Genomic DNA, 21292 nt, shown 5'->3' on the forward strand with positions numbered 1-21292 from the left:
GCTCTGAAAGCCCCGCAGAGACATTACGGAATTGCTCAGAGGACCCCTTGTAATATTAATCCGCGCATCAAGTAGTTAAGAGGACTCTATGATACGCAGAACAAACATTGGCAGATCAACACTATAAGGAGTCGTCATTGGCGCGCATAATCTTACTGATTTTAATCGCCATCGGTGCCTGGTATCTCTGGCAAAAAATCAAATCTAGCTCACCGCAGGAGCGGCGCAAGCAGATTTTTATGGCCTGTATCGCCGGCGTCGCCGTAATAGTGGTTGTGCTGGCTATCACCGGGCGCCTGCATTGGGTAGGAGCAGCGCTCGTGCTCATTCTTCCTGTGTTGGGCCGTTTACTCAGTCAGCTCTCCCGTTATTTACCCTGGTTGATGCCATTGTTTGAAAAGTATTCAAACCGACGCCCAAATCCAGGGGCCGCCCAATCTCCTCCGCCACACAGCACCGAGGGTCCGCCTCTCTCGGAACATGAAGCGCGCCGAATTCTTGGCGTCGATGCTGATGCTGGCAGAGATGAAATCATTAGCGCGCACCGCAAATTGATCCAGAAACTCCACCCAGACCGAGGCGGCAACGATTACCTGGCATCGCGTATCAATGCCGCCAAGGAGTTACTGCTAAGCATTCTGGGTTAAACCTTACAAAGCAGGTGGATATACCTGGCCAACTGCCGATAGGGGTCCACCTGGGAGTATTCAAGCTCCTTTTCCACAATGGCCGACGCGGGCAACTTTTCCCGGATTGATGGCGTCATAAAATCGTGGAAACAGCGGATACCGCTGTGGCAAACCACAGAAAAGCCCGCTTCGGTCAACCAGTCTTCCACCCACTCCGGCAGGAGTGGATTCTGTGGAGTGAGGCTGCCAGGGTGGCCACCCCAGTTATCCCCTTCAATATTGCGGTCCAGCTGGCGAAAGCTGCCTCGCTGCAACAGACGGAACTCAAGGGCGCGCCGATTGTAGAAAGTGAGCGATAGGTGCCCACCGGGCTTCAACAGACTGCGCAGCTGCTGCAATGCCTGTTGCGGCTGCTCCAACCATTCCAACACAGCGTGGCAAATTACCAGGTCTGCTTCTTTTAACGCCTCTACATGCGGCAATTCTTGCAGGGGTTTATGCAGTAAGGTCATTTGCTTTTGCAAATGGCGCTGCCGAATTTCCGCATCGGCCATCTCAAGCATCTGCGCGGAAATGTCCGCGAGAAAAACCTGGTGCCCAGCCTCTGCCAGATCCATGGCAAAGTGGCCCTGACCACCCCCAGCATCAATAATTTTCAGAGTGCGCTGTTCGATCCCCAGCAGCGGCGCCAGATCCCGGTTGAGCACTGCCAGGCGGATATCCCCTTTAAGGCCGCCATAGATACGGTTGCGAAAACGGTAAGCGAGATCGTCAAAGTTTCGATCTTTACGCAGGCTATCACCCATCGGAGCCCTCGCCTTGCAAAGCCTCATTGCATCGGCGGCGGTTCTCAGCGAATTTGCGCTGTAGCGCCACTTCCATATCAACCCCCAGTACAGCAGCCAGTTTGCTCAAGTACATCTGAATATCCGCCAGCTCAGCGGCAACTTGATCGGCCTTGTCGCCTGCCATCAGATCCTGGATATCCTGATCGCTACACCATTGAAAGTGTCGCCCTAACTCTGCAACTTCCACCGATAGCGCCATAGCCAGGTTTTTTGGGGTATGCAGTGACTGCCAGCCGCGCATTTCAGCGACTTCATCAAAAGCCGCCAGGATTTTATGCTTATCCATCGGATTTTTTCCTCTGCTGGCGCTCCAGCCCGCCCTCCCGGGCAGCCAAAATTGAATTCAGTGCGCGGGACAAAAACTCCCGCCGGTATAAAACACAGACAACAAACAGATAGCCGGCAACAAACAGGATTGGGTGGATAAACCAGCCCAGCACTGACATTGAGAAATAGTAAGAGCGCAGGCCGTAGTTGTAACTGTGGCCCGCATGGTCGATCACCTTGGCTGTGCTGATGGCAAAGCGGCGCCGCTCTTCTTCAGAAAGGTCCCCAGCTTCCGGCGGTGGTGCCGCGCCAATGAGTACATTGGCGAAGGAGTACTGGCGCAGTGACCAGGTAAAATTGAAAAAGGCGAAGATAAAAATCAGGATCAGCAACATCACCTTGAGTTCAAACTGCTCAACGGTGGTGGGCTCCGCAAAAGGTAAACTGGTAAGTACTTCGATGGCAGCCTTGTTCGCCGTTAAAGCCGTCACCAAACCCGCCAGAATAAGAATACTGGTAGAGGCAAAAAAACCAATGACCCGCTCAAGATTGCTGAGAATAGCGGTATCCGCCATGCGCATGTCTCGATCGAGCATCCGCATCATCCACTCAACGCGATACCACTGAAGTGATGAAGTAAGGCACCAGGTCTCTTTGGCTTTTTTTCGCGCAAATACGGTGTAACCCACCCAGGTGATAAAAAAACCAGTAACACTGGCGAGATCCAACCAGGACAACCTCTAATATCTCCGTGTTCGTCTACATTTATGCCGTAGCTTCGGCAGGCGAAGTCTTCGCCCTACTGGCATCCTTGTCAACACTGTCATTCCGATGTGTGCAAGCGGTAGAATAGCGCCCTTTCGCCGGCAGCAGTGGCCGGCCAGAAAATTCATATAACTCCAGGGAGCTGTCTTTTGAACAACTCACATCCTGCATTTGAACTGGTTACCAGCGCAGATATTGATTCTCTCGGCGTGCGCGTCGAGGAATACCGACACATTACGACCGGTGCCCAGCACCTGCACATCGCCGCAGACAACTCGGAAAATGTTTTCCTTGTCGCCCTGCGCACCGTGCCCGAAGACTCCACCGGTGTCGCCCATATTCTTGAACACACCGCCCTGTGCGGCAGTGACAAGTACCCGGTGCGCGATCCTTTCTTTATGATGATCCGGCGTTCACTCAATACCTTTATGAACGCCTTCACCAGTTCAGATTGGACCGCCTACCCGTTTGCCAGCCAGAATCGAAAGGATTTTGACAACCTTCTCGACGTCTACCTGGATGCGGTATTTTTTGCGCGCCTGGACCCACTGGACTTTGCCCAGGAAGGCCATCGCCTGGAATTTGCCGAAGCGGATAATGGGAGCAGCGAGCTCGTCTACAAAGGTGTCGTGTTCAATGAGATGAAAGGCGCCATGAGCTCCGTCACCTCGCAGCTGTGGCACACCCTGAGCAAATATCTGTTCCCCACCACCACCTATCACTACAACTCCGGTGGCGAACCTACTGATATTCCAAAGCTGAGTTACGAGCAGCTGGTTGCCTTCTACCGCAGCCACTACCACCCCAGCAACGCCACCTTTATGACTTTCGGTGATATTCCCGCAGCGGAACACCAGGCCGCGTTTGAAGAAAAAGCGCTGCACAAGTTCGAGAAACTCGACAAGACCATTTCCGTTGGGCGTGAAGACCGCTACCAGGCGCCGCTGAAAGTCGAAGAGCACTACCCGTTAAATGGCGAGCCTCTGAAGGCCAAGACCCATATCGTATTGAGCTGGCTGCTGGGTGATGTCACCGATCTTGAAGAAGCCCTGACCGCACACCTGCTCGCCGGTGTACTGCTGGATAACAGCGCCTCACCGCTGATGAAGCTGCTGGAAACCACCGACCTGGGCACTTCCCCTTCCCCGCTGGTTGGCCTGGACGATTCCCAACGCGAACTGGTGTTTGTCTGCGGTATTGAAGGCAGCGAACGCGAAAGTGCCGACGAGCTTGAGCAACAAGTTCTCGACGTGCTGAGGGACGTGGCGGAAAACGGCATCCCCTACGAACAGGTAGAAGCCAGCTTGCACCAGCTGGAATTACAACAGCGGGAAATTGGTGGCGACGGCTACCCCTTCGGCTTGCAATTGATTCTCACCGCATTGACCGGCGCCACTCACCGTGGCGATGCCATCGGCCTGCTGAATATCGATGCCACCCTGGAGCGTCTGCGCGAGCAGATCAAAGATCCGAAGTTTATCGCCAATAAAGCCCGTGAACTTCTGCTGGAGAACCAGCATCGCGTACGTATGGTACTGAGTCCCGATGAGCAGTTGGCTGCGCGCCGCGAGCAGGCGGAGAAAGACCAGCTGGCGGAAATCAAAGCCGCTCTCAGCGAAAAAGAAAAAGCACAGATTGTCGAAACGGCCAAAGCCCTGGCCGATCGACAAAACCGCGAGGACGACGCTTCTATCCTGCCCAAGGTCGGCGTGGAAGATATTCCCGCAGAGCTTCCGGATGTCAAAGGCGAAGCAATAGACTTGGGCCCACAGAAGTTGACCCGCTATAGCGCGGGCACCAACGGCCTGGTTTACCAACAAATGGTCTGCGCGCTACCGGAATTCACCGAAACCGAAAAACAACTGCTGCCCTACTACTGCCAGGTACTGAGCGAAGTTGGCCTGGGTGAAAAAGACTACCTGGAAGTCCAGCAGTGGCAGACCAGCGTGGTTGGCGCCCTGCACGGTTTCACCAGCAGCCGTACTGCCATCGACAACCTGGATCACCTGTCCGGCCACTTTATCCTGTCCGGTAAAGCGCTGGCTCGCAATCAGGGCGGCCTGACTGAACTGATGCAAGCCACTATGGAGCAGGTGCGTTTTGACGAGCACGCCCGCATCAAGGAATTGCTACTGCAAACTCTCGCCCGCCGCGAACAGGGTGTTGTCGGCAACGGCCACGCCCTCGCCATGGCTGCCGCCAGTGCCGGCTACAACCGCGCCGCCTGGGAGAGCCATGCCAGCGGTGGCCTGCTGGGATTGCGCAACCTGCGAGCCCTGGTTGCCGGACTGGAAAAAGAGGAAGGCCTGCAAGACCTTTCCACCCAATTCCAGGCTATCCACCAGAAAATCCTCGCAGCACCGCGCCAGTTCCTGCTGGTGGGTGAAGAAGAGAAAATTGGCGATTTCAGCCAGACACTGATGCCACTGACTTCTACTTCCAGCATCGCCGCAGCCAACCCCGCTGCACCTTTCGAACGCAAACAAATCGAGGAACTCTGGGTTGCCAACAGCCAGGTGAACTTCTGTGCCAAGGCCTACGCCACTGTGCCTATGTCCCACCCGGACGCGGCACCGCTGTCGGTTTTGAGCGGCTTCCTGCGCAACGGCTTCCTGCATCGCACCATCCGCGAACAGGGCGGCGCCTACGGCGGCGGAGCCGGCCACGACAGCAATATTGGCGTATTCCGCTTCTACTCCTACCGCGATCCGCGTATGGGTGAAACCCTGGAGGACTTCGACGCATCCCTTAAGTGGTTGGCCGAAGAGAAGCACAAGGAAGAACAGGTTGAGGAAGCGATCCTCGGCGTCGTCGGCGGTCTGGATAAACCCGGCTCCCCCGCTGGTGAAGCCAAGAAGAACTTCCACTCGGGCCTTTACGGCCGCACCCACGAGACGCGCCAGCAATTCCGCAAACAGGTTACGGAAGTTACCCTGGAAGACCTGCAACGCGTCGGTGCCACCTATCTGGACCCGAGCAAGGCCAGTACCGCCATTGTTACCGGTCCCCAAGGTAGCGAAGCGGCAGCCAAACTCAACCTGAAGGAAGAGAAGCTCTAACTGGAGCTCGACGATTCCCCGGCAATTTGTCCGGGGAAGCTCTGCGGCGCCGGCCAAAAACCGGCGCCGATCTATCGCCGTTATCCTCTAGCGAAGTTCCAATGAGTAAACACGACAATATTTATGCAAACCCACTGGGCCAGGTAGCCGGCTTCGAGTTCGATCGCCAGGTGGTGCAAGTTTTTCCCGATATGATCAAGCGCTCCGTGCCCGGCTACACCACGATCGTAGCCATGATCGGCACCCTGGCAGAGCGCTACGCCCAAGCTGGAAGCCGCTGCTATGACCTGGGCAGCTCCCTGTGTGCGGCAACCCTGGCCATGCGCCATCGCATTCCCGCTGCCGACTGTGAAATCGTCGCCGTGGACAATTCACAAGCCATGGTTGATCAGGCGCGCACAGTACTCGAAGCCGATAGCGGCGAGGTTCCCGTTCAACTTATCTGCGACAACCTGCAAAACGTAGCTATCGAAAATGCCTCGGTCGTAGTGCTCAACTTCACCCTGCAATTTATTCCGGTGGAAGAGCGCGAAGAAATCCTGCAGAAAATCCACGATGGTTTGCGCCCCGGCGGCATTCTGATTATTTCCGAGAAAGTGGACTTCGCCGATAAAGCCCACAACGAGTTAATGATCGAACTGCATCACTCCTTTAAAGCCGCCAACGGTTACAGCGCGCTGGAAATCGCACAGAAGCGCTCTGCCCTGGAGAATGTATTAATTCCGGAAACCCTGGATACCCACCGCACACGACTGAAAAATGTCGGCTTTACCAGTGTCGATGTCTGGTTCCAGTGTTTTAATTTTGCCTCTTTAATCGCCATCAAAGGCGCGCCGGAAAAGTAAGTACCCCGTGATCGACTACACCCAACTCTATCAAGGCCTGCAACACGTTCCCGCCCTGCGCACCTGGCTGGCCCAGCTGCCAACACAGGTGGCTGAAAACCTGAGCCCTCACCGCTGGGGCGACCTGCCGGATTGGCGCGCAGCGGTGGAAGCCCTACCGGAAATTGCGCCCTCCGCAATCGAACTCAACCGCAAGGTCTGCGCAGGCACTGCCGCCGATGCCAGCCCGGAACAACTCGAAGCCCTGGAGCGGGAACTGCGCAAATTACACCCCTGGCGCAAAGGCCCTTGGGAGTTATTTGGACTAAATATTGATACTGAGTGGCGCTCTGATTGGAAATGGGATCGGGTACTTCCGCACCTGGCACCACTGAAAAATCGACTGGTGCTCGATGTGGGCTGTGGCAATGGGTACCACTGCTGGCGATCCTACGGTGCCGGCGCGCGCCGCGTAATCGGTATTGATCCTTCCGCCAAATTTGTCGCGCAATTTTACGCGCTGAAAAAATACCTGGGCCAGGAAGCACCAGTGGATTTGTTGCCCCTGGGTATTGAAGCGCTCCCGGCAAACTTGCGCGCTTTCGATACCACTTTTTCCATGGGGGTGCTCTATCACCGCCGTTCACCCATGGATCACCTGCGCGAATTGCGCGAGACCCTCCGCCCCGGCGGCCAGCTTGTACTGGAGACACTGGTTATCGACGGCGGACTCGGCGATTGCCTGGTACCCGAAGACCGCTATGCAAAAATGCGCAATGTGTGGTTTTTCCCCAGCTGCGCCACCCTGGAGAGCTGGCTGCGCAAGTGCGGTTTCCGCAACCCCAGGACCGTGGACCTGAACACCACCTGCCTGGAGGAACAGCGACGCACCGACTGGATGCACTTCGAATCCCTGGCAGATTTTCTCGACCCGGAATCGCCAGACAAAACCGTGGAAGGTCACCCCGCGCCCAAGAGAGCGGTTTTGGTCGCGGAAGCGCCGTAGCTTGTCTATACGCTTAAGGTCTGAGAACTCATAAATTCCGCAAAATTTGCTGCTAATAGAATTTTGTACGGAATGGGGAGCACCATCTTGATTGTTGCGACTCATAAGGCAAAGTGCGCCCCTAAATAGTGCAACTATATCCTTTAGGGAGGGCTGCCGCAGGATGCAGCCCGGCGCAGAGAATATTTATGAGTATTAGCGTTTTTGAGCTTTTCAAAATTGGGGTTGGCCCTTCCAGCTCCCACACGGTGGGCCCTATGGTCGCTGCCCGCCAATTCGTGCAGGATTTGCAAGACCGGAACCAGCTGCCCCACACAGACCGCGTACAAGTCCATTTGTATGGCTCACTGGCCCTGACTGGGGTTGGCCACGGTACCGATATGGCGGTACTGATGGGGCTTCTGGGTCAATCTCCAGACACCATTGATGTCGACTCAATCGACGAGAAAATGGCCCAAATCCAAAGCGAGCGCCGCCTGCCATTAAACGGTGACCAGGATATCGAGTTTATTCGCGAGCGCGACCTGGTTTTCCATATGGAGGAATTTCTTCCCCAGCACTCCAACGGAATGACCTGTCAGGCTTACTCTGGCGAAGAGCTGCTGTTCGAGCGCAGCTACTTCTCCATCGGCGGCGGCTTTGTGCTCTCCGAAGAAGATTTCGCTCATAAAGAGGAGATCGCCACCCTTCTGCCCTATGACTTCAGCAATGCAGAACAGCTGATGAAGATCTGTGATCATCACGGTTGGACTATTGCCGAGCTGGCCATGGAAAACGAAAAAGCCTTCCGGAGCAAGCAGGAAGTCAAAGACCGTTTGTGGAATATCTGGAAAGTAATGGATGCCTCTATTGAGCGAGGCTGCCACCAGAATGGCATCTTGCCCGGCGGCCTCAATGTTCGCCGCCGCGCTGCTGAACTCTACCGGGAGTTGAGCAAACAGAGTCCGGAAGAGCGCAACCACGGCCTCGCCATTCTCGACTGGGTTAGTCTTTTTGCTCTCGCCGTAAATGAGGAAAATGCCGCGCGCGGGCGCATCGTCACCGCGCCCACCAACGGTGCCGCCGGTGTGATTCCCGCCGTTATCGCCTACTACGTGGAATTTGTACACGACAGCAAAATTCACGGTGAATTGAAAGACCAGGTAGTGAAATTCCTGCTCACCGCCGGCGCTATCGGTATGCTGTTTAAAAAGAATGCCTCTATTTCTGCCGCTGAGGTGGGCTGCCAGGGAGAAATCGGCGTAGCCTGCTCCATGGCTTCCGCCGGCTTGGCCGCCGTAGAGGGCGGCACCAACCAGCAGATTGAAAACGCTGCTGAAATTGGTATGGAACACAACCTCGGCCTTACCTGCGATCCAATCGGCGGGTTGGTGCAGGTCCCCTGTATCGAGCGCAACACCATGGGTGCAGTAAAAGCCATTAACGGCGCACGCCTGGCCCTGCGCGGTGATGGCGCTCATATCGTACCGCTGGACAGCGTTATCGAGACGATGCGTCAAACCGGTATCGATATGCAGAGCAAATACAAAGAGACCTCTCTCGGCGGGCTCGCAGTAAACGCTGTGAACTGCTGATATTTTTCGGCAGGAGCACAAATCCGCTCCTGCCGCTTACTTAGCCCGGAAGATACCAAATTCTTTTTGTCGCATATCTCCAACGAACCCCCACCGGTCTTTAAAAGTCACTGGTTAAATATCAACGAGCGATGAGCTCCAACACCCGCCATGGTGCCGGATGCAATCGCGAAGGTTCCGCTTTGCATCGGGTTGGATAAATCTCCAGCAGCAAAGACCCCCTTTACAGAAGTTTCCTTAAAGCCATCCACCTTCACAATCCGCCCGGTAAAAGACTCCTCCAGCTCCAACCCCAATTTATCGATAAACGAAGAGGTCAACTCCGCTTTGGGGCTCACGTAGAGACCCTCCAGTGGCAACTTGCGGCCATCCGCCAAAATAACTTCACTTAAACTATCCCCCTCTCCCTCCAACTGCGTAATCGGGGCTTCTTCCAGCATTACTCCCCGAGCTAGCAGATGATCGAGCACTTCCCCCTGCGGATTGAACTGGCCCTGGGTAAACAAGGTAGTTGCGCCCCAATCGGGAATCATTGCCGCCTGGTGGAAAGACAGCTCGCTGGTAGCCAGCACACCTAAAGGGCGATCACTCAGCTCATAACCATGGCAATAAGGACAGTGAATCACACTCCTACCCCAGCGCTCTTTCACGCCAGGGATATCCGGTAGCTGATCCGTAATACCGGTTGCAAGAATTAGCCTCTTTGCTTTAAAAGTGGCATCTCCCTGTGCAGCAACAACAAACCCTTCTTCATGAACATCCACACTATCCGCAGTGCCTTCAACCACCTGGAAACTCGAGTAAGCCTGTAGCTGGGAAAGCGCCGTGCTACGAATTTCCTCGGGCGTCTTACCATCCAGGCAAAACACTCCATGGGACGCTTTTGCAAAGCGGTTTCTAGGTCTTTTAGCATCCAGTACAACGACCTTACGCCTGCCGCGAACCAGCTGCATCGCCGCAGACAGACCGGCAAAACTTCCACCGATAATCAATACATCCATATCCATAGCCACCCCTCCGATATCATGTAACTTTTATTGTTACACAAAAATTCAAAACCGTACAACACACGTAACAGAAAAAGTTTCGTGATAAACTGCAGGGTCGGAAACTTAGGTGAATTATGCGCAAAGACAGCCGATTATCCCGGGCACTTCATGTCCTTATCCATTTGAACATGACCGACAAGCCGGTTACCTCAGACAAGATGGCAGCTATGCTCCTCACCAATCCTGTGGTGGCTCGCAGAACTATGGCGCTATTGCGGGATCAGGGGTACGTGCGCTCCAGTAAAGGGCACAATGGGGGCTGGTCACTCACGAAGCCCTTGGATGAAATTACACTTCTGGATATCCATAAAGCGCTGGGAGACAGCTCAGTTTTTACCATTGGCCTCACAGACGAACACACTAACTGCATCATTGAGCACGCAGTAAATGCCGCCCTGAAGGATGCAATGGATGAGGCCGAGAGTATTTTACTCGCGCGATTTGGTGAGATCGCTCTGGATCAGCTCGGTGGAGAATTTACACACATAGAGACTTCGGAATAATTCGCCTCGCCCTAGGGAGCTCCAAATTTCGATTCTGAGCCTCCCTAATATCCAGGTCCATTTTTTGCGATTGCAAGGTGCACCCTATGCTTTAGCTTGGTACTCAGGGTGTATTCTCGCCATCAACAAAACGTCTATATAACGAACCTGCCAAGCCGCTTGGTTCCCTCCACCTGAAAACCCGAGCCCTCATAAAGTGCTATTGCAGTACCATTATCAACATGAACTTCCAGCTCCAATCGTATTAGATTGAGCCAATTATCCGCCTGATTAAGCGCCTCTTCCATTAACATCCGGCCAACTCCCCGACCGTGAAATTCAGGATGTACCGCAATTGCCAGCACAGCACTATGTCTATCCCGGATTTTATTGGTTAAGAACAGAGTGACATACCCAACGACCTTGGTATCCAATTCAGCGACCAAGGTATAATTATTCGGATCAGAAAAAAGGTTAGCGACTTTATCAGAGCTTAGGAAAAGTAGTTGAGAGGTATTTTCATTTACTGAGGCAAAACTATGAATCTCGAACAAATCCTTATTATCGGATTCTTCTAGGTGTCTGATTTTTATATTCAACAGAACTCCTTAAGGGATATCGAAAACAATAGAAAGTATTTCTATTGCTCTCTTTACTCCATATACACCAGATACTAATTTATAACGCGAACTGATCAATCAACCCGAGTTAGCCGAGCATCATCCACTGTCATCTGCCAAATCCCATCCTCTTCATAAGGGGGATTGGAAACATGAAAATTTGCAGTCAAAAATAAAAATCCAACATTGAAATCATCTCCGTTGAACTCTTTTATCGGCCCTTCTATAGAAGTTGTAACGCTCCCTTCAACCCGTTCATACAAGACCCGGCCATCAGTTGTTATGATCAAATTTATTTGACTACCAATCCAAGTGCCAGCGTAATCTAACTTGTCTTCAGGAAGTGGTTTTGCACAACCGGCCAACATCAATAAAATAAAAACCCAAAAGGTATTACGCACTATCAACCCTCTTCCCCCTTTAATATTTCGAGAATAACACCCTACCGTATCCCTGCAAAATCCCAGATAACAGGCACGTAATACAGAGGCAACTCTTTAAACTGGAATACAACTGAAGGAAACATTCATCCCACAACTAAATAGTACGTAGTAATGAATTCAATATTTGAAAGAACCGCGACAACCCATGTGTATTGCCACTTCTGCACCAGGCGGCACCTTCTATATAACTAGACTAATCTAATGTCTAAGGTACTCAAAAAAAAGGGGGGGGGTATGACCAATTACAACAGCCTATTTAACCGTCACTTCGCAAGTTCAGAACGGCTTAAAAATCGAGCAAAGCAGAGAACTCCAAAATTTTCCTATGAATACTTAATAGAAGGCTGTATGGATGATATTGGTTTATGCCGCAATCGCCAGGCATTCGATTCTGTAAAATTCACCCCCCAATATATCCGCCCCAACTCTACACCGAACTTAAATTGTGAACTTTTTGGGAAGCTATACAGCGCTCCATTTGGCATAGCGCCCATTGGGCTACAGGGGCTTATGTGGCCAAATGCGCCTGTAATACTTGCCAAAGCCTCATATGAGCACAAAATCCCATTCATCCTCAGCACTGTATCTTCTGAATCACTGGAGCGAATTTCTGAAGTCTCACAGGGAACAGCCTGGTACCAACTCTACAACCCAACAGACCCAGCCATTCTTTCTGACCTGCTATCCCGACTAACCTCTGCCCAATACCAACATTTAGTCATTACCATTGATGTTCCTACTTTTGGCTTACGCCCCAGAGACTTCCACAACGGATTGGCAATGCCACCGAAATTGAATGTAAAAAACGTCTGGCAAGCGATACTCAGACCAAATTGGAGCCTATCCACATTGCGATACGGTCTCCCTAAATTTAAAAATCTAGAGCCTTACATTGATACCGATAACAAAAAACTTGAACTAACCGAGTTTATGAACACCACAACTATGGGCCCACTGGATTTTGACAGTGTAAAACGTATAAGAGATCTATGGCCCCATAAACTTATTATTAAAGGGATAATGAGTGAACCCGATCTTCAACAAGCGATTAAACTCGGAGCGGATGGAGTCATTTTATCCAATCACGGTGCACGGCAACTTGATTTAGGCGAAGCGACTCTCCCTTTGCTGGGAAGGTTTTCCAACTATCAGGATAGGATTTCCTTGGCTATCGATAGTGGAATCAGATCCGGTGTAGATATCGCAAGTGCTTGTGGTCTAGGGGCAAAGTTTTGCTTTCTGGGAAGATTTTTTATGTATAGCGTCTGTGCCCTTGGCAATGAAGGGGCTAACCATGCAATTTACCTGCTTAAAGCTCAGTTAACTCAGGTTATGCAGCAAATCGGAGCTAGTAATCTTGAAGGCATTTGCGGCAAGGTAGAACTAACCAGCAGATGAAAAGCTCAGGCAGTTCATCCGGCCGAGTCGTGTAAGCAGGAGGCTTATACTGTTGCCGCATTTTCCAATTTTTTTGGATAACCTGACCTGCTAGAAATAATGTTCCTCGGCCAAAACGCTGCTTAATTCGATCAATAGTTTACATAGTTTTACTGGCCATAAATTGCTGTCCCGAGCAAACATATCACCTTGACCCAATGAACAGGGAATTAACTCCACTAACCCCACTCCAGCTTTACAGAATCGACAGGCCTGTCGAAATTGCCCCGACACAGCCCCGGTCTACAAGCCGCACTATTTGCCAGGCATCATCAGTTGGATACGGGGTTTATACTACAGAACTACAGCTGTAATAGGTGGATTCGTGAAGAACATGAAGGAACTATGCCTTGCATTGGCTCAGAAGAGTTTACCAACCAGTGAAACCTCTCCCAGTTAATTCATCAAAACTAATTATCTCTCTCTATCATTAACTAGCTTAGCCTGATAAAGGTATGTTTCACCGTATCTGTCACACCTAAAATAACCCCCCAAAATAACACTTGCTGCAGATTATCTTTTGGTGCCACCCTGCCCCTCTGATAAATCACTCGCATACTCGTACATTTGCATAACGACTTCAGAGAGAACCCAGCTAAACGACAACCTTAAGTTTCAGCCAGCACTCCAACTATGCGATACTTCCGCCCCAAAAGAAGTGAAAAGAAAACAGGGAAGACCCATGACCAAATTCACACTAACTCTGGCAGCGGTTTTATTGGCTGGCTGTAGTTCAGTCACTCAGCTCTCGGAAAAAACGGCAGGGGAAATCAGACGGGCGGTATCTATACAAGCTAGTGGGGAAAATTCTGGTACTCAGTTCTCAGGGCCGAAATTACAGGCCACTACTGATGGCTCTGACCTGAACCTCTACTACTACAACCTCCGCGCATTTGAACCCGCTGCTAACGAACCAACGAAGTACCACCTACAGATCCATATCACCTATCGCAAGGCGTGGCGTCACTATGAGTCTGCGGAGTTAAATGGCGGACAACCAGTAGAGACGGCCCCTATTAACAAAAATGTCCTTCAATGCGTAAGTGGCAATGAATGTATGCTTGAAGAGATCCTGGATATTGCTCTCACTGAGGAACAAATACAGGCTTCGGTGCGCAATCGAGATAAACTCAAACTTAAACTGAGAGCAAGATCCGGGCACAGCTCTACCATTGAGGTTCCAGCAACCTACTTGCTTGGTTTTTACGCTGCGGTTGCCAATTACGAGGGGTGACTACCCCTCTCCGTAGGCAATGAATGTTGACTAAGTGCTCTTTTGCGGGGTCTGAGAGCTTCCTGCCTGGCAATATGCCTGTGCAGTCTCCGCCAGACCTTCACCTAAGGCCACCGGGGGGGTCCAGTCAAGCAACTCTTTGGTTTTAGTGATATCCACTTGTAGTGAACCGCACAAGCGCTTGGCAACTGCCCCTTTTCCTATTAGCTTCAGCGCACTGGTGAGTGCGAATTGGGGAAGAGGCAATAGTCGAGCATCACATCCCATGGCATGGGATAAACCACGCAACAAATCTGTTACCGATACATCCATATCATCGGATACCAGAAATACCTGGTTTGCCGCATTGGGATGAGAAATACAAACGCGGATCAGGTCGATTAAATTGCCGATAGATACCAAGCTTCGGCGATTATGAATAGCCCCTAGTGGCAGCGGGATCCCCTTGGTAAGCCAACGCATCATCGCTTGGAAGTTCGCCTTGACCCCAGGGCCATAGACCAGAGGTGGTCGGATAATAACAACTTCCATCTCCGTAGACTCAGCCAGCTCAAGCAGTGCGTCTTCGGCCTCTTTCTTTGAAATCCCATAGGGATCCGTAGGATCACATTGTTCATCCGCAATAAATGGTAAGCGGTTGTCGGTAGACTCCCCGTTAACCTTAATAGAACTAAGATAAATAAAACGTCTAACACCAGATGAAGCCGCCTGCTGTGCCAGTTTGATAGTGCCCCCGACATTCACCCGACGGAATTCCTCCAGAGGGTTAGCAGAAGTCTCCGTCATTACATGGACACGTGCTGCGGTGTGAATGACTGTATCTATATCAACAAGCGCCTGAGCCCAATCCGTATTGCTTGACAGGTCACCGATCTGAAAGCCGCCCTCAACATCGCTGCGATACACCGGCAAAACCTGGTAACCGTCTTTGCGGAGCTGCGGCAAGAGTGCGGTTCCCACAAAGCCACTAGCGCCGGTTAGTAATATACGTCCTTTCAATGGGGGCCTATTTCTCAGCTGTAGAATTCACGTTAGTTTACACGGACCACTTTTTCGACACACCTTTATCTCGTCAACTAAATAGCGAGCATGACAGACTATCAAAGCATCGCTGGCTATTAGAACTCTATTCAATACCACAAAGGCGTTCTTTGTCAGTAATAGCATTTTTAAGCCGAGCCCGGACATTCTTCAGGGCTCTCCCATGTGGAGCTTGAGTATCCGGCCTGCCCCAACGGACCTCCCAGGCTTCCCTGGCTTGTAAACAGGCTTTCGCTTGCTTGTACTTCCAGTTCGCCTCCTCGCAAAGAGACAACCCTTTGGGTGACTGACGATCACAAATCTGGTGGTATTTTTTATGGGCTATCTTTTCCTGAAAGTTCTTGGCAGTAGCACCTTCAAAGTGGCGGATCGGTGGTGTTTGGATTTTTCTATCCGGGCGCACCTGCTTATCCATAGTACTATCTAGATGGAGCATTCGAAAAAATGTAACTCCCAATAGCTCCTCATTAGCATATTGATCATCATTGGAGCTGGTTAATAGCCCTGGAGGATGGGGAGTTGCAATAACAAGAAGTGGCACAGCCAGCATGAAAAGTAGCAACGTCAACAGCAGCAAGAGTGGCCGCCCAGTCAAAATCTGTGTTGGCATTGAAGTCTGGAGCCTCCCTAAATAATCTACCTACGGCTGTGAATTCCGTACTGTAAAGGCCAAATGAACAACACACAGAAGTTTAGTGAACCACCTTATCACTCCCAAATAGCCTGAAGCTCAGGCACTAGCTATGAACTACTGTACCCAATAAGTCAACACAACAGGCAAAATAAAAATGCTCATAATAGTTGAGAGGAAAATAATACCGGATATCTTCGGGGTATCTTGGGGGCGATAAATAGATATCCAGAGGTAAGTACTAACAGCGCATGGCATAAGGGATTGCAGAATAAGCACCCCTCGCATAGCACCCGTAAAGTTAAACAGATTTGTCAAAATAAGCGCGACGGCGCCACCGAGAATTATGTGCCCAATAGCAAAGACCAATCCAATCTTAGTATCACCCAGCTTGATTTGTGCCAAGCTATGTCCGAGGGTCAACAACATTAGAGGGATTGCCATACCGCCCAAAATATTAAGAGATGACATAACGGGCTTTGGTAAGCTTATATTGAAAATCAATGCGACTATAGAAAAAACCACACTGTAAATTGCTGGGCTAAGCATAATTTCCTTGGCCGACCAGCTACCCGATGTTACTCCAGGAGCAACCACAAAGAAAAAAATCATTCCCACAACAACAAAAGCAATTCCGTATAGAACTCCCGCATGTCCAAATGCTAACGCACATACTGCGAGGCCGATATTGCCTACATTGTTCATACTTAGACAAGAAAAGTAAGTACGTATATTTTGCCTAAATAAAGATAAGAATAGAAGGGCTAGCACTGACATCAACGAGTACATCAGGAAGGCGGCCAACAGCATCCATAGAAATCTACCCAATACTATCTGCTGGCCCAGCATATGATCCAATATCAGCGCCGGATAACCAATATGAGCCATTAATTTGGATACCATTTTTGAATTTAATTCTTGCTTACTTGCTGCAAACAGGTATCCAATAAGAACGCAGATAAATACGGGAATAATAACTTCAAATACGTTCTCAAATAGGGTTCTCATCGAACATCAAACTCCCTCTGCCCTACTTCTCAGCACTGCGTAACAAGCACCCCTTTAATATGCTGACAGCCCCCACCAGAACACACAAAAAATCGATAATATATTTACCTTCTAATACCCCACAGAATTACGCAGGAAAAATTGCAATGCTCTGACAGATTTACAAGTGAGAAACTGCAACCATAAAAAATGCCTATAAATTCAGCTGCAACTCTTTAAGGTTTAAGGTCGGAGTGATCCATATTTCAGCATCAAAGGCCGCAAAAAATTTTTCGTTATAGGTCATCAGCTGATCTTGACAGTTCTCCTCAAAGATAAAAATTGCTGCCCGCTTTCCTTGCTCCAAAAAGAAGTAGGAAGCCTCAGGATTGGCTGAGGCGATAAAATCATTCATCGCCACAGACATACTATCATCAGCAATGGACTTATTGCCGGCCTTTGCCGGTATCAGGAGTTTCATTAATAGGCGCATTTTGATCCTGGCTGTTGTCAAGGCTATAGGATCAAAACATAGCCTTTTCACTATCCAGCTGCGCTGAATTAAGTGACAATTCTCAGAGTATATCAGTGGTAATTTACAACTGATATTCAGTAAGTAGCCATTTCCTTCCTGCCAATAGGATTATTACCTGCAAGAATATTCAAGACTCAGCTCAGCAGCATGACCCAAGGGAGAGCAGCCACACTTTAGGTAGTCACCAAATCACTGGGATCTCTACCCTTCTTTGACTTACGCTCAACCCACTTAATCCACTTTAAGTCCTCTACCATGGTTGTATAGATTACCGGCACCAAGAATAGTGTTCCAAAAGTGGCCAGGATAAGTCCGCCAATTTGTGCAAAACATAATGGCCGCCAGAGAGGGCCTCCGTGAATGGCTAAGGGAATCAAGGCGAAGGTAGTCGCCGCAATAGTGATTAAAATGGGGCGCAGCCTAAGAATACCTGCGTCAAGTAATGCCTGACGAAGCGAATCTCCTGCAGCATGACGCATCTCAATAAAATCAAACAGAACAATAATATGGCTGACAATAACACCGATTAAGCTCACTATCCCTAAAAACGCCATAAAGCCAAATGGCTGGCCGGAGATATATAGGGCCACCAATGCACCAACCATGCCCAATGGCACAGTGGCAAATACAACCAAAGGCTTTATCAGGCTGCTAAATTGAAATACCAAAGCTAAAAAAATCGCACTGGAAGAGACAGCCATAATCATTAGTAGCTGCAAAAATCCATGCTTCGTACTGGCCGCATCTCCAGATATCTGTAGTTGATATCCGGCAGGTAGCGATTCAGAGAGTTCCTTCAACTCTCCATCAATATCAGCCATAATATCTGATGAAATAAAACCGGCATATGGGAATGCATATACTGTGATTGTTCGAAACTTTTCCAGCCTGTAGATTCGCTCTGTCGAAAACAGAATTGAGGTTGTTGCCACTTGCCGCAGTGGGATATGAATATCGCTATCAGATGCAAATACATATAGGTTATTGACATCTTCCAGCTGTCCACGCTCAGCCAGGCGAAGCTGGGTTACAATGGGGATTTCCTTATCTCCCTGCCGCAAGGTATCCACTTTGGAACCATTAAAGCCAGAGGATGAGGCCATGGCGATATCAGCATTAGTTACCCCTGACATCTCGGCACGATCCTCTATCACATTCATATCCAATACCAGGCTTTTTCCAGCCCAATCAGCGCGGACTACGCGGGCATAGGGAGATTTCTCAACAATTTCTTTAACTTTTGCGGCATATTGTCGCAAGAGTGCAATATCTTTCTCTTCCTCCAAAGACCCTACAGCCACACGTCCCGAAACTCTTATTTCAACAGGGTGCTCTACTGTGCTTGTCTGCAGTTGACGAACGTCTAATCCTGCCCCCGGAATACTTTCAGATAGAGCATTTTGGATAAGTGGAATCAGCGTAGCTGTTAAATTTTTATCACTTAACCGGACAATAATCTGCCCATAATTAGACTGTTTCTGTTGAGGGTTTGCTGTATACCAAAAACGCGGCGCCCCGCCACCCAAGGTGCTGCTAATTCCCTCCAAAATAGGTGCAGACCCTTTTTTTGAGTGTTTTTGCTCATAGTTCTCAATAGTTTTTCTAATTATTTCTTCGGCTAATTTTGCAACATTATCTGTTGCATCAATACTCGCATCATTTTGTAGCCACACATCCACATAAAAAAGATACTGAACATCTGCCGGGAAAAATGCATTCCTTAACTGGGTCTTTATAACAACACCAAATACAAGCAATCCCAAGGCAACCAACAAAACAATCTTCCTATTACTAATAGCCCAGCCTGCCGCCCGATAGTAACTCCCTGTTAGTCCTTCTTTTCGCCTCACTTCCAAGCTCCGCTCCTTTTGCTCAGGAGGACGCAATAATGTATTACCCAGATAAGGAATAAACGTCATAGAAACGATTCGAGATGCAGCTAAGGCACAAACCATAACAATAGGAAGGCTATGTAGAAAATCCCCCTGATTTCCGGTTAATAGCAAGAATGGTAAGTAAGCAACGATATTCGTTAATGTCGCAAAAAATATGGCTTTCGCTAGTAAAGTTGGCCCCAACCAAGCGGCAATGATAGAGGGTTTACCGGATGCCATTTGCCGTTTGATAGCATCACTGGCGACAACAGGATCATCCACCAAAAGCCCCAAGGCTATAATTAGTGCCGCAATCGACACCTGCTGAATATCTATTCCCAGCAACTGCATAAACCCAAAGGTCATTGTCAATGTTACTGGTATAGATATCATTAAAAGCACGGCGGAGCGCCAGTCAGAGAATCCAATAAAAGCAATTATCACAACCAGAATAATGGCTTCAATCAATGCTTCTAAAAAGAGACTTACACTTTCCCGGACCTGTCGCGGCTGATCAGAAACCCGGTCTATAATCAGGTCTGGCGGAAGATCTACCTTAACCTTGTCCAGTACCTCACTAACATTACGCCCCAGCTCCCCTATTTGTTTGCCATCCAGCATTTGCACAGATAAATTTATACTGCGACTACGCTGCCACTCTCCGTTTTCATCTTTGTTGACATAGTAATTTAGTAGAGGCGGAGGCGACTGATACCCCATAATAACGTCGACAATGCCACGTAAATATACCGGCGTTCCCGTATTACTCAGAGCCACCGGAACATCAGCAATTTCTTCATGACTTGTAAATTCGCCACTAGGCATAATGGCGATACCCAAGTCATTCGAAATGATGGTGCCGCCAGGAATAGTCGTATTACGCGCATTAAGAATCGGGGCAATCATATCAGGTCGCAACCCATAGGAAGCCAGCCTCTCCTGAGAATACAGAAGTTTTACTTCCTGGGTAAGTACGCCAGTTCTCAACACTCTTTTCACTTCAGGAATAGTTCTGATATTTGCAGCAATAAGGTCAGAAAAATCATCAAGCTGCCGATAACTATATTTTGCACCGGCCACTTTCGTTAAATGTTCACTAGTGTTGGCGAGATCGCGAACCACGAATGGATCCCAGGCATCGGGGAAAAAGCGCTGGGCGCTTAATTTGTCGGATAAGTAGCGTTTTGTAGCTGCCAGTATTTCGCTGTTACTCTTATCAGATAGGAAATCCACCCCTAAGTATCCGGTACCATTTAAGACTTCAAAATTTGTTCCATATCCCTGCTCTTCAAGCCAACTTGCAAAAATCCATAATCCTATAACAGAGTACGTATTCGCCAGTGACAAAGGGAGAGCAACAACTATACTGACACGCCCGTTACCACTCGATTCTTGCCCGCGAACTTCTGAAATTCCTTCCCTAATGTCCTCTGCACGCAAGGTAATCTCTGTAGGGCCCGCTCGGGGACTCGCCACACTGAGTAATATAGCGGCTGTATCACCGAATTCTGAATTTAGGGAAATTTTGCCCGCACCAGACGGTAACTGCTGCTGTGCATCAATTAATTTCAGATTGAGATCATTAAATGCTTTAGTAACATCAGTTTTCGGTGCCAGCTGCGCTTGCACCATGGAGACACCATTTAGCGTTAAGGATTTTATTGCAAAAGTTCTCGCATCTGGCTCATGCAAGTATTCACTTTGCGCTATCGCTTCTTCAACCTTTCGCGTTACTAACTCCTCAACTCGAACTGCAGACTGACCAGGCCAATTGGTTGTTGCTATCGCTATACGCACAGGAATATCTGGATCTTTGCTTTTCGGCATGAAGAGATAAGCAACTACCCCCCATACTAGGATAGTGACCAGCAATGCAGCGGAAATACTCGGGTTGTCTACAAAAAAACGAGCAGTATTGAAACGGTGGTGACTTTCCGCCTCAATAATTTCTGCCTGTCTTTTTTCTTCCTGATCTGCCATTCCCTAG

General features: G+C 49.7%; 20 protein-coding genes. 8 read left to right on the forward strand and 12 right to left on the reverse strand.

Annotated features, from left to right (window positions below):
• Window positions 1-137 precede the first annotated feature (137 nt).
• Entirely contained in the window at window positions 138-647 is a 510-nt protein-coding gene (locus tag ACJJI1_RS21500) for a DnaJ domain-containing protein (RefSeq protein ID WP_444957952.1), read from the forward strand.
• Here the strand turns inward: ACJJI1_RS21500 and ACJJI1_RS21505 are convergent.
• Genes ACJJI1_RS21505 through ACJJI1_RS21515 form a run of 3 tightly spaced genes read right to left on the reverse strand, consistent with a single transcriptional unit; the run spans window position 644 to window position 2481 of the window.
• Window positions 644-1435 carry a methyltransferase gene (locus tag ACJJI1_RS21505; protein WP_444957953.1) on the reverse strand — a complete coding sequence of 264 codons (792 nt, stop codon included), beginning with the start codon at window positions 1433-1435 and terminating at the stop codon, window positions 644-646. The two genes, ACJJI1_RS21500 and ACJJI1_RS21505, sit on opposite strands and share 4 nt — an antisense overlap.
• On the reverse strand, window positions 1428-1763 hold the full coding sequence (locus tag ACJJI1_RS21510; RefSeq protein WP_444957954.1) for a nucleotide pyrophosphohydrolase: 336 nt from the start codon (window positions 1761-1763) through the stop codon (window positions 1428-1430). The genes ACJJI1_RS21505 and ACJJI1_RS21510 overlap by 8 nt, the downstream gene beginning before the upstream one ends.
• Entirely contained in the window at window positions 1756-2481 is a 726-nt protein-coding gene (locus ACJJI1_RS21515; protein ID WP_444957955.1) for a DUF599 domain-containing protein, read from the reverse strand. Before ACJJI1_RS21515 ends, ACJJI1_RS21510 begins: the two co-directional genes overlap by 8 nt.
• A 177-nt stretch (window positions 2482-2658) precedes the next feature.
• On the opposite strand from ACJJI1_RS21515, the gene ACJJI1_RS21520 reads away from it, so the two are divergent.
• The 4 genes from ACJJI1_RS21520 to ACJJI1_RS21535 all read left to right on the forward strand — a co-directional run bounded on the left by ACJJI1_RS21520 (window position 2659) and on the right by ACJJI1_RS21535 (window position 8972).
• Window positions 2659-5568 (forward strand): insulinase family protein, encoded by a 2910-nt coding sequence (locus tag ACJJI1_RS21520; protein ID WP_444957956.1) that lies wholly within the window; start codon window positions 2659-2661, stop codon window positions 5566-5568.
• Window positions 5569-5669: 101 nt separating this feature from the next.
• A complete protein-coding gene (gene cmoA, locus ACJJI1_RS21525) occupies window positions 5670-6413 on the forward strand; it encodes a carboxy-S-adenosyl-L-methionine synthase CmoA (protein WP_108733518.1) in 744 nt (247 codons plus the stop codon).
• 7 nt (window positions 6414-6420) lie between these two features.
• Window positions 6421-7398, forward strand: a complete 978-nt coding sequence (cmoB, locus tag ACJJI1_RS21530) for a tRNA 5-methoxyuridine(34)/uridine 5-oxyacetic acid(34) synthase CmoB (protein WP_444957957.1) — start codon at window positions 6421-6423, stop codon at window positions 7396-7398.
• Window positions 7399-7586: 188 nt separating this feature from the next.
• Entirely contained in the window at window positions 7587-8972 is a 1386-nt protein-coding gene (locus tag ACJJI1_RS21535; RefSeq protein WP_444957958.1) for an L-serine ammonia-lyase, read from the forward strand.
• Window positions 8973-9079: 107 nt separating this feature from the next.
• Here the strand turns inward: ACJJI1_RS21535 and ACJJI1_RS21540 are convergent, their stop codons facing one another.
• Window positions 9080-9979, reverse strand: coding sequence for an NAD(P)/FAD-dependent oxidoreductase (locus ACJJI1_RS21540; protein WP_444957959.1), 900 nt, complete (start codon window positions 9977-9979; stop codon window positions 9080-9082).
• Window positions 9980-10095: 116 nt separating this feature from the next.
• On the opposite strand from ACJJI1_RS21540, the gene ACJJI1_RS21545 reads away from it, so the two are divergent.
• Window positions 10096-10524, forward strand: coding sequence for an Rrf2 family transcriptional regulator (locus ACJJI1_RS21545; RefSeq protein ID WP_444957960.1), 429 nt, complete (start codon window positions 10096-10098; stop codon window positions 10522-10524).
• 134 nt (window positions 10525-10658) lie between these two features.
• On the opposite strand, the gene ACJJI1_RS21550 is transcribed toward ACJJI1_RS21545, so the two are convergent.
• Window positions 10659-11102 (reverse strand): GNAT family N-acetyltransferase, encoded by a 444-nt coding sequence (locus tag ACJJI1_RS21550; protein WP_444957961.1) that lies wholly within the window; start codon window positions 11100-11102, stop codon window positions 10659-10661.
• A gap of 95 nt (window positions 11103-11197) precedes the next feature.
• Entirely contained in the window at window positions 11198-11524 is a 327-nt protein-coding gene (locus tag ACJJI1_RS21555) for a hypothetical protein (protein ID WP_444957962.1), read from the reverse strand.
• A 276-nt stretch (window positions 11525-11800) separates the two neighbouring features.
• Between ACJJI1_RS21555 and ACJJI1_RS21560 the strand changes: the two genes are divergently transcribed.
• Window positions 11801-12964 carry an alpha-hydroxy acid oxidase gene (locus tag ACJJI1_RS21560; RefSeq protein WP_444957963.1) on the forward strand — a complete coding sequence of 388 codons (1164 nt, stop codon included), beginning with the start codon at window positions 11801-11803 and terminating at the stop codon, window positions 12962-12964.
• Here the strand turns inward: ACJJI1_RS21560 and ACJJI1_RS21565 are convergent.
• Entirely contained in the window at window positions 12915-13100 is a 186-nt protein-coding gene (locus ACJJI1_RS21565; RefSeq protein ID WP_444959407.1) for a DUF4113 domain-containing protein, read from the reverse strand. The genes ACJJI1_RS21560 and ACJJI1_RS21565 overlap by 50 nt on opposite strands.
• Window positions 13101-13685: 585 nt before the next feature.
• On the opposite strand from ACJJI1_RS21565, the gene ACJJI1_RS21570 reads away from it, so the two are divergent.
• On the forward strand, window positions 13686-14237 hold the full coding sequence (locus ACJJI1_RS21570; RefSeq protein WP_444957964.1) for a hypothetical protein: 552 nt from the start codon (window positions 13686-13688) through the stop codon (window positions 14235-14237).
• A 30-nt stretch (window positions 14238-14267) separates the two neighbouring features.
• Here ACJJI1_RS21570 and ACJJI1_RS21575 read toward each other — a convergent pair whose 3' ends face one another.
• The 5 genes from ACJJI1_RS21575 to ACJJI1_RS21595 all read right to left on the reverse strand — a co-directional run bounded on the left by ACJJI1_RS21575 (window position 14268) and on the right by ACJJI1_RS21595 (window position 21285).
• Window positions 14268-15236 (reverse strand): UDP-glucose 4-epimerase family protein, encoded by a 969-nt coding sequence (locus ACJJI1_RS21575; RefSeq protein WP_444957965.1) that lies wholly within the window; start codon window positions 15234-15236, stop codon window positions 14268-14270.
• A gap of 127 nt (window positions 15237-15363) precedes the next feature.
• Window positions 15364-15888: a hypothetical protein gene (locus ACJJI1_RS21580; RefSeq protein ID WP_444957966.1), complete on the reverse strand. Its 525-nt coding sequence runs from the start codon at window positions 15886-15888 to the stop codon at window positions 15364-15366.
• A gap of 138 nt (window positions 15889-16026) precedes the next feature.
• Window positions 16027-16917, reverse strand: coding sequence for an AEC family transporter (locus ACJJI1_RS21585; RefSeq protein WP_444897626.1), 891 nt, complete (start codon window positions 16915-16917; stop codon window positions 16027-16029).
• A gap of 193 nt (window positions 16918-17110) precedes the next feature.
• The gene (locus ACJJI1_RS21590) at window positions 17111-17389 is read right to left on the reverse strand and encodes a hypothetical protein (RefSeq protein WP_444917496.1); all 279 of its coding nucleotides are present in this window, start codon (window positions 17387-17389) and stop codon (window positions 17111-17113) included.
• Between the two features lie 215 nt (window positions 17390-17604).
• Complete coding sequence (locus tag ACJJI1_RS21595; RefSeq protein WP_444957967.1) at window positions 17605-21285, reverse strand: efflux RND transporter permease subunit; 3681 nt, start codon at window positions 21283-21285, stop codon at window positions 17605-17607.
• Between the last annotated feature and the right edge of the window lie 7 nt (window positions 21286-21292).

Source organism: Microbulbifer maximicatervae (SeqCode), assembly GCF_052467065.1.

Excerpts from the sequence above, each read along its gene's own strand:
- ACJJI1_RS21505 (WP_444957953.1), bottom strand. The coding sequence starts at position 1,435 with ATGGGTGATAGCCTGCGTAAAGATCGAAACTTTGACGATCTCGCTTAC.
- ACJJI1_RS21510 (WP_444957954.1), bottom strand. The coding sequence starts at position 1,763 with ATGGATAAGCATAAAATCCTGGCGGCTTTTGATGAAGTCGCTGAAATG.
- cmoA (WP_108733518.1), top strand. The coding sequence starts at position 5,670 with ATGAGTAAACACGACAATATTTATGCAAACCCACTGGGCCAGGTAGCC.
- ACJJI1_RS21535 (WP_444957958.1), top strand. The coding sequence starts at position 7,587 with ATGAGTATTAGCGTTTTTGAGCTTTTCAAAATTGGGGTTGGCCCTTCC.
- ACJJI1_RS21540 (WP_444957959.1), bottom strand. The coding sequence starts at position 9,979 with ATGGATATGGATGTATTGATTATCGGTGGAAGTTTTGCCGGTCTGTCT.
- ACJJI1_RS21545 (WP_444957960.1), top strand. The coding sequence starts at position 10,096 with ATGCGCAAAGACAGCCGATTATCCCGGGCACTTCATGTCCTTATCCAT.
- ACJJI1_RS21560 (WP_444957963.1), top strand. The coding sequence starts at position 11,801 with ATGACCAATTACAACAGCCTATTTAACCGTCACTTCGCAAGTTCAGAA.
- ACJJI1_RS21570 (WP_444957964.1), top strand. The coding sequence starts at position 13,686 with ATGACCAAATTCACACTAACTCTGGCAGCGGTTTTATTGGCTGGCTGT.
- ACJJI1_RS21580 (WP_444957966.1), bottom strand. The coding sequence starts at position 15,888 with ATGCCAACACAGATTTTGACTGGGCGGCCACTCTTGCTGCTGTTGACG.
- ACJJI1_RS21585 (WP_444897626.1), bottom strand. The coding sequence starts at position 16,917 with ATGAGAACCCTATTTGAGAACGTATTTGAAGTTATTATTCCCGTATTT.
- ACJJI1_RS21590 (WP_444917496.1), bottom strand. The coding sequence starts at position 17,389 with ATGCGCCTATTAATGAAACTCCTGATACCGGCAAAGGCCGGCAATAAG.
- ACJJI1_RS21595 (WP_444957967.1), bottom strand. The coding sequence starts at position 21,285 with ATGGCAGATCAGGAAGAAAAAAGACAGGCAGAAATTATTGAGGCGGAA.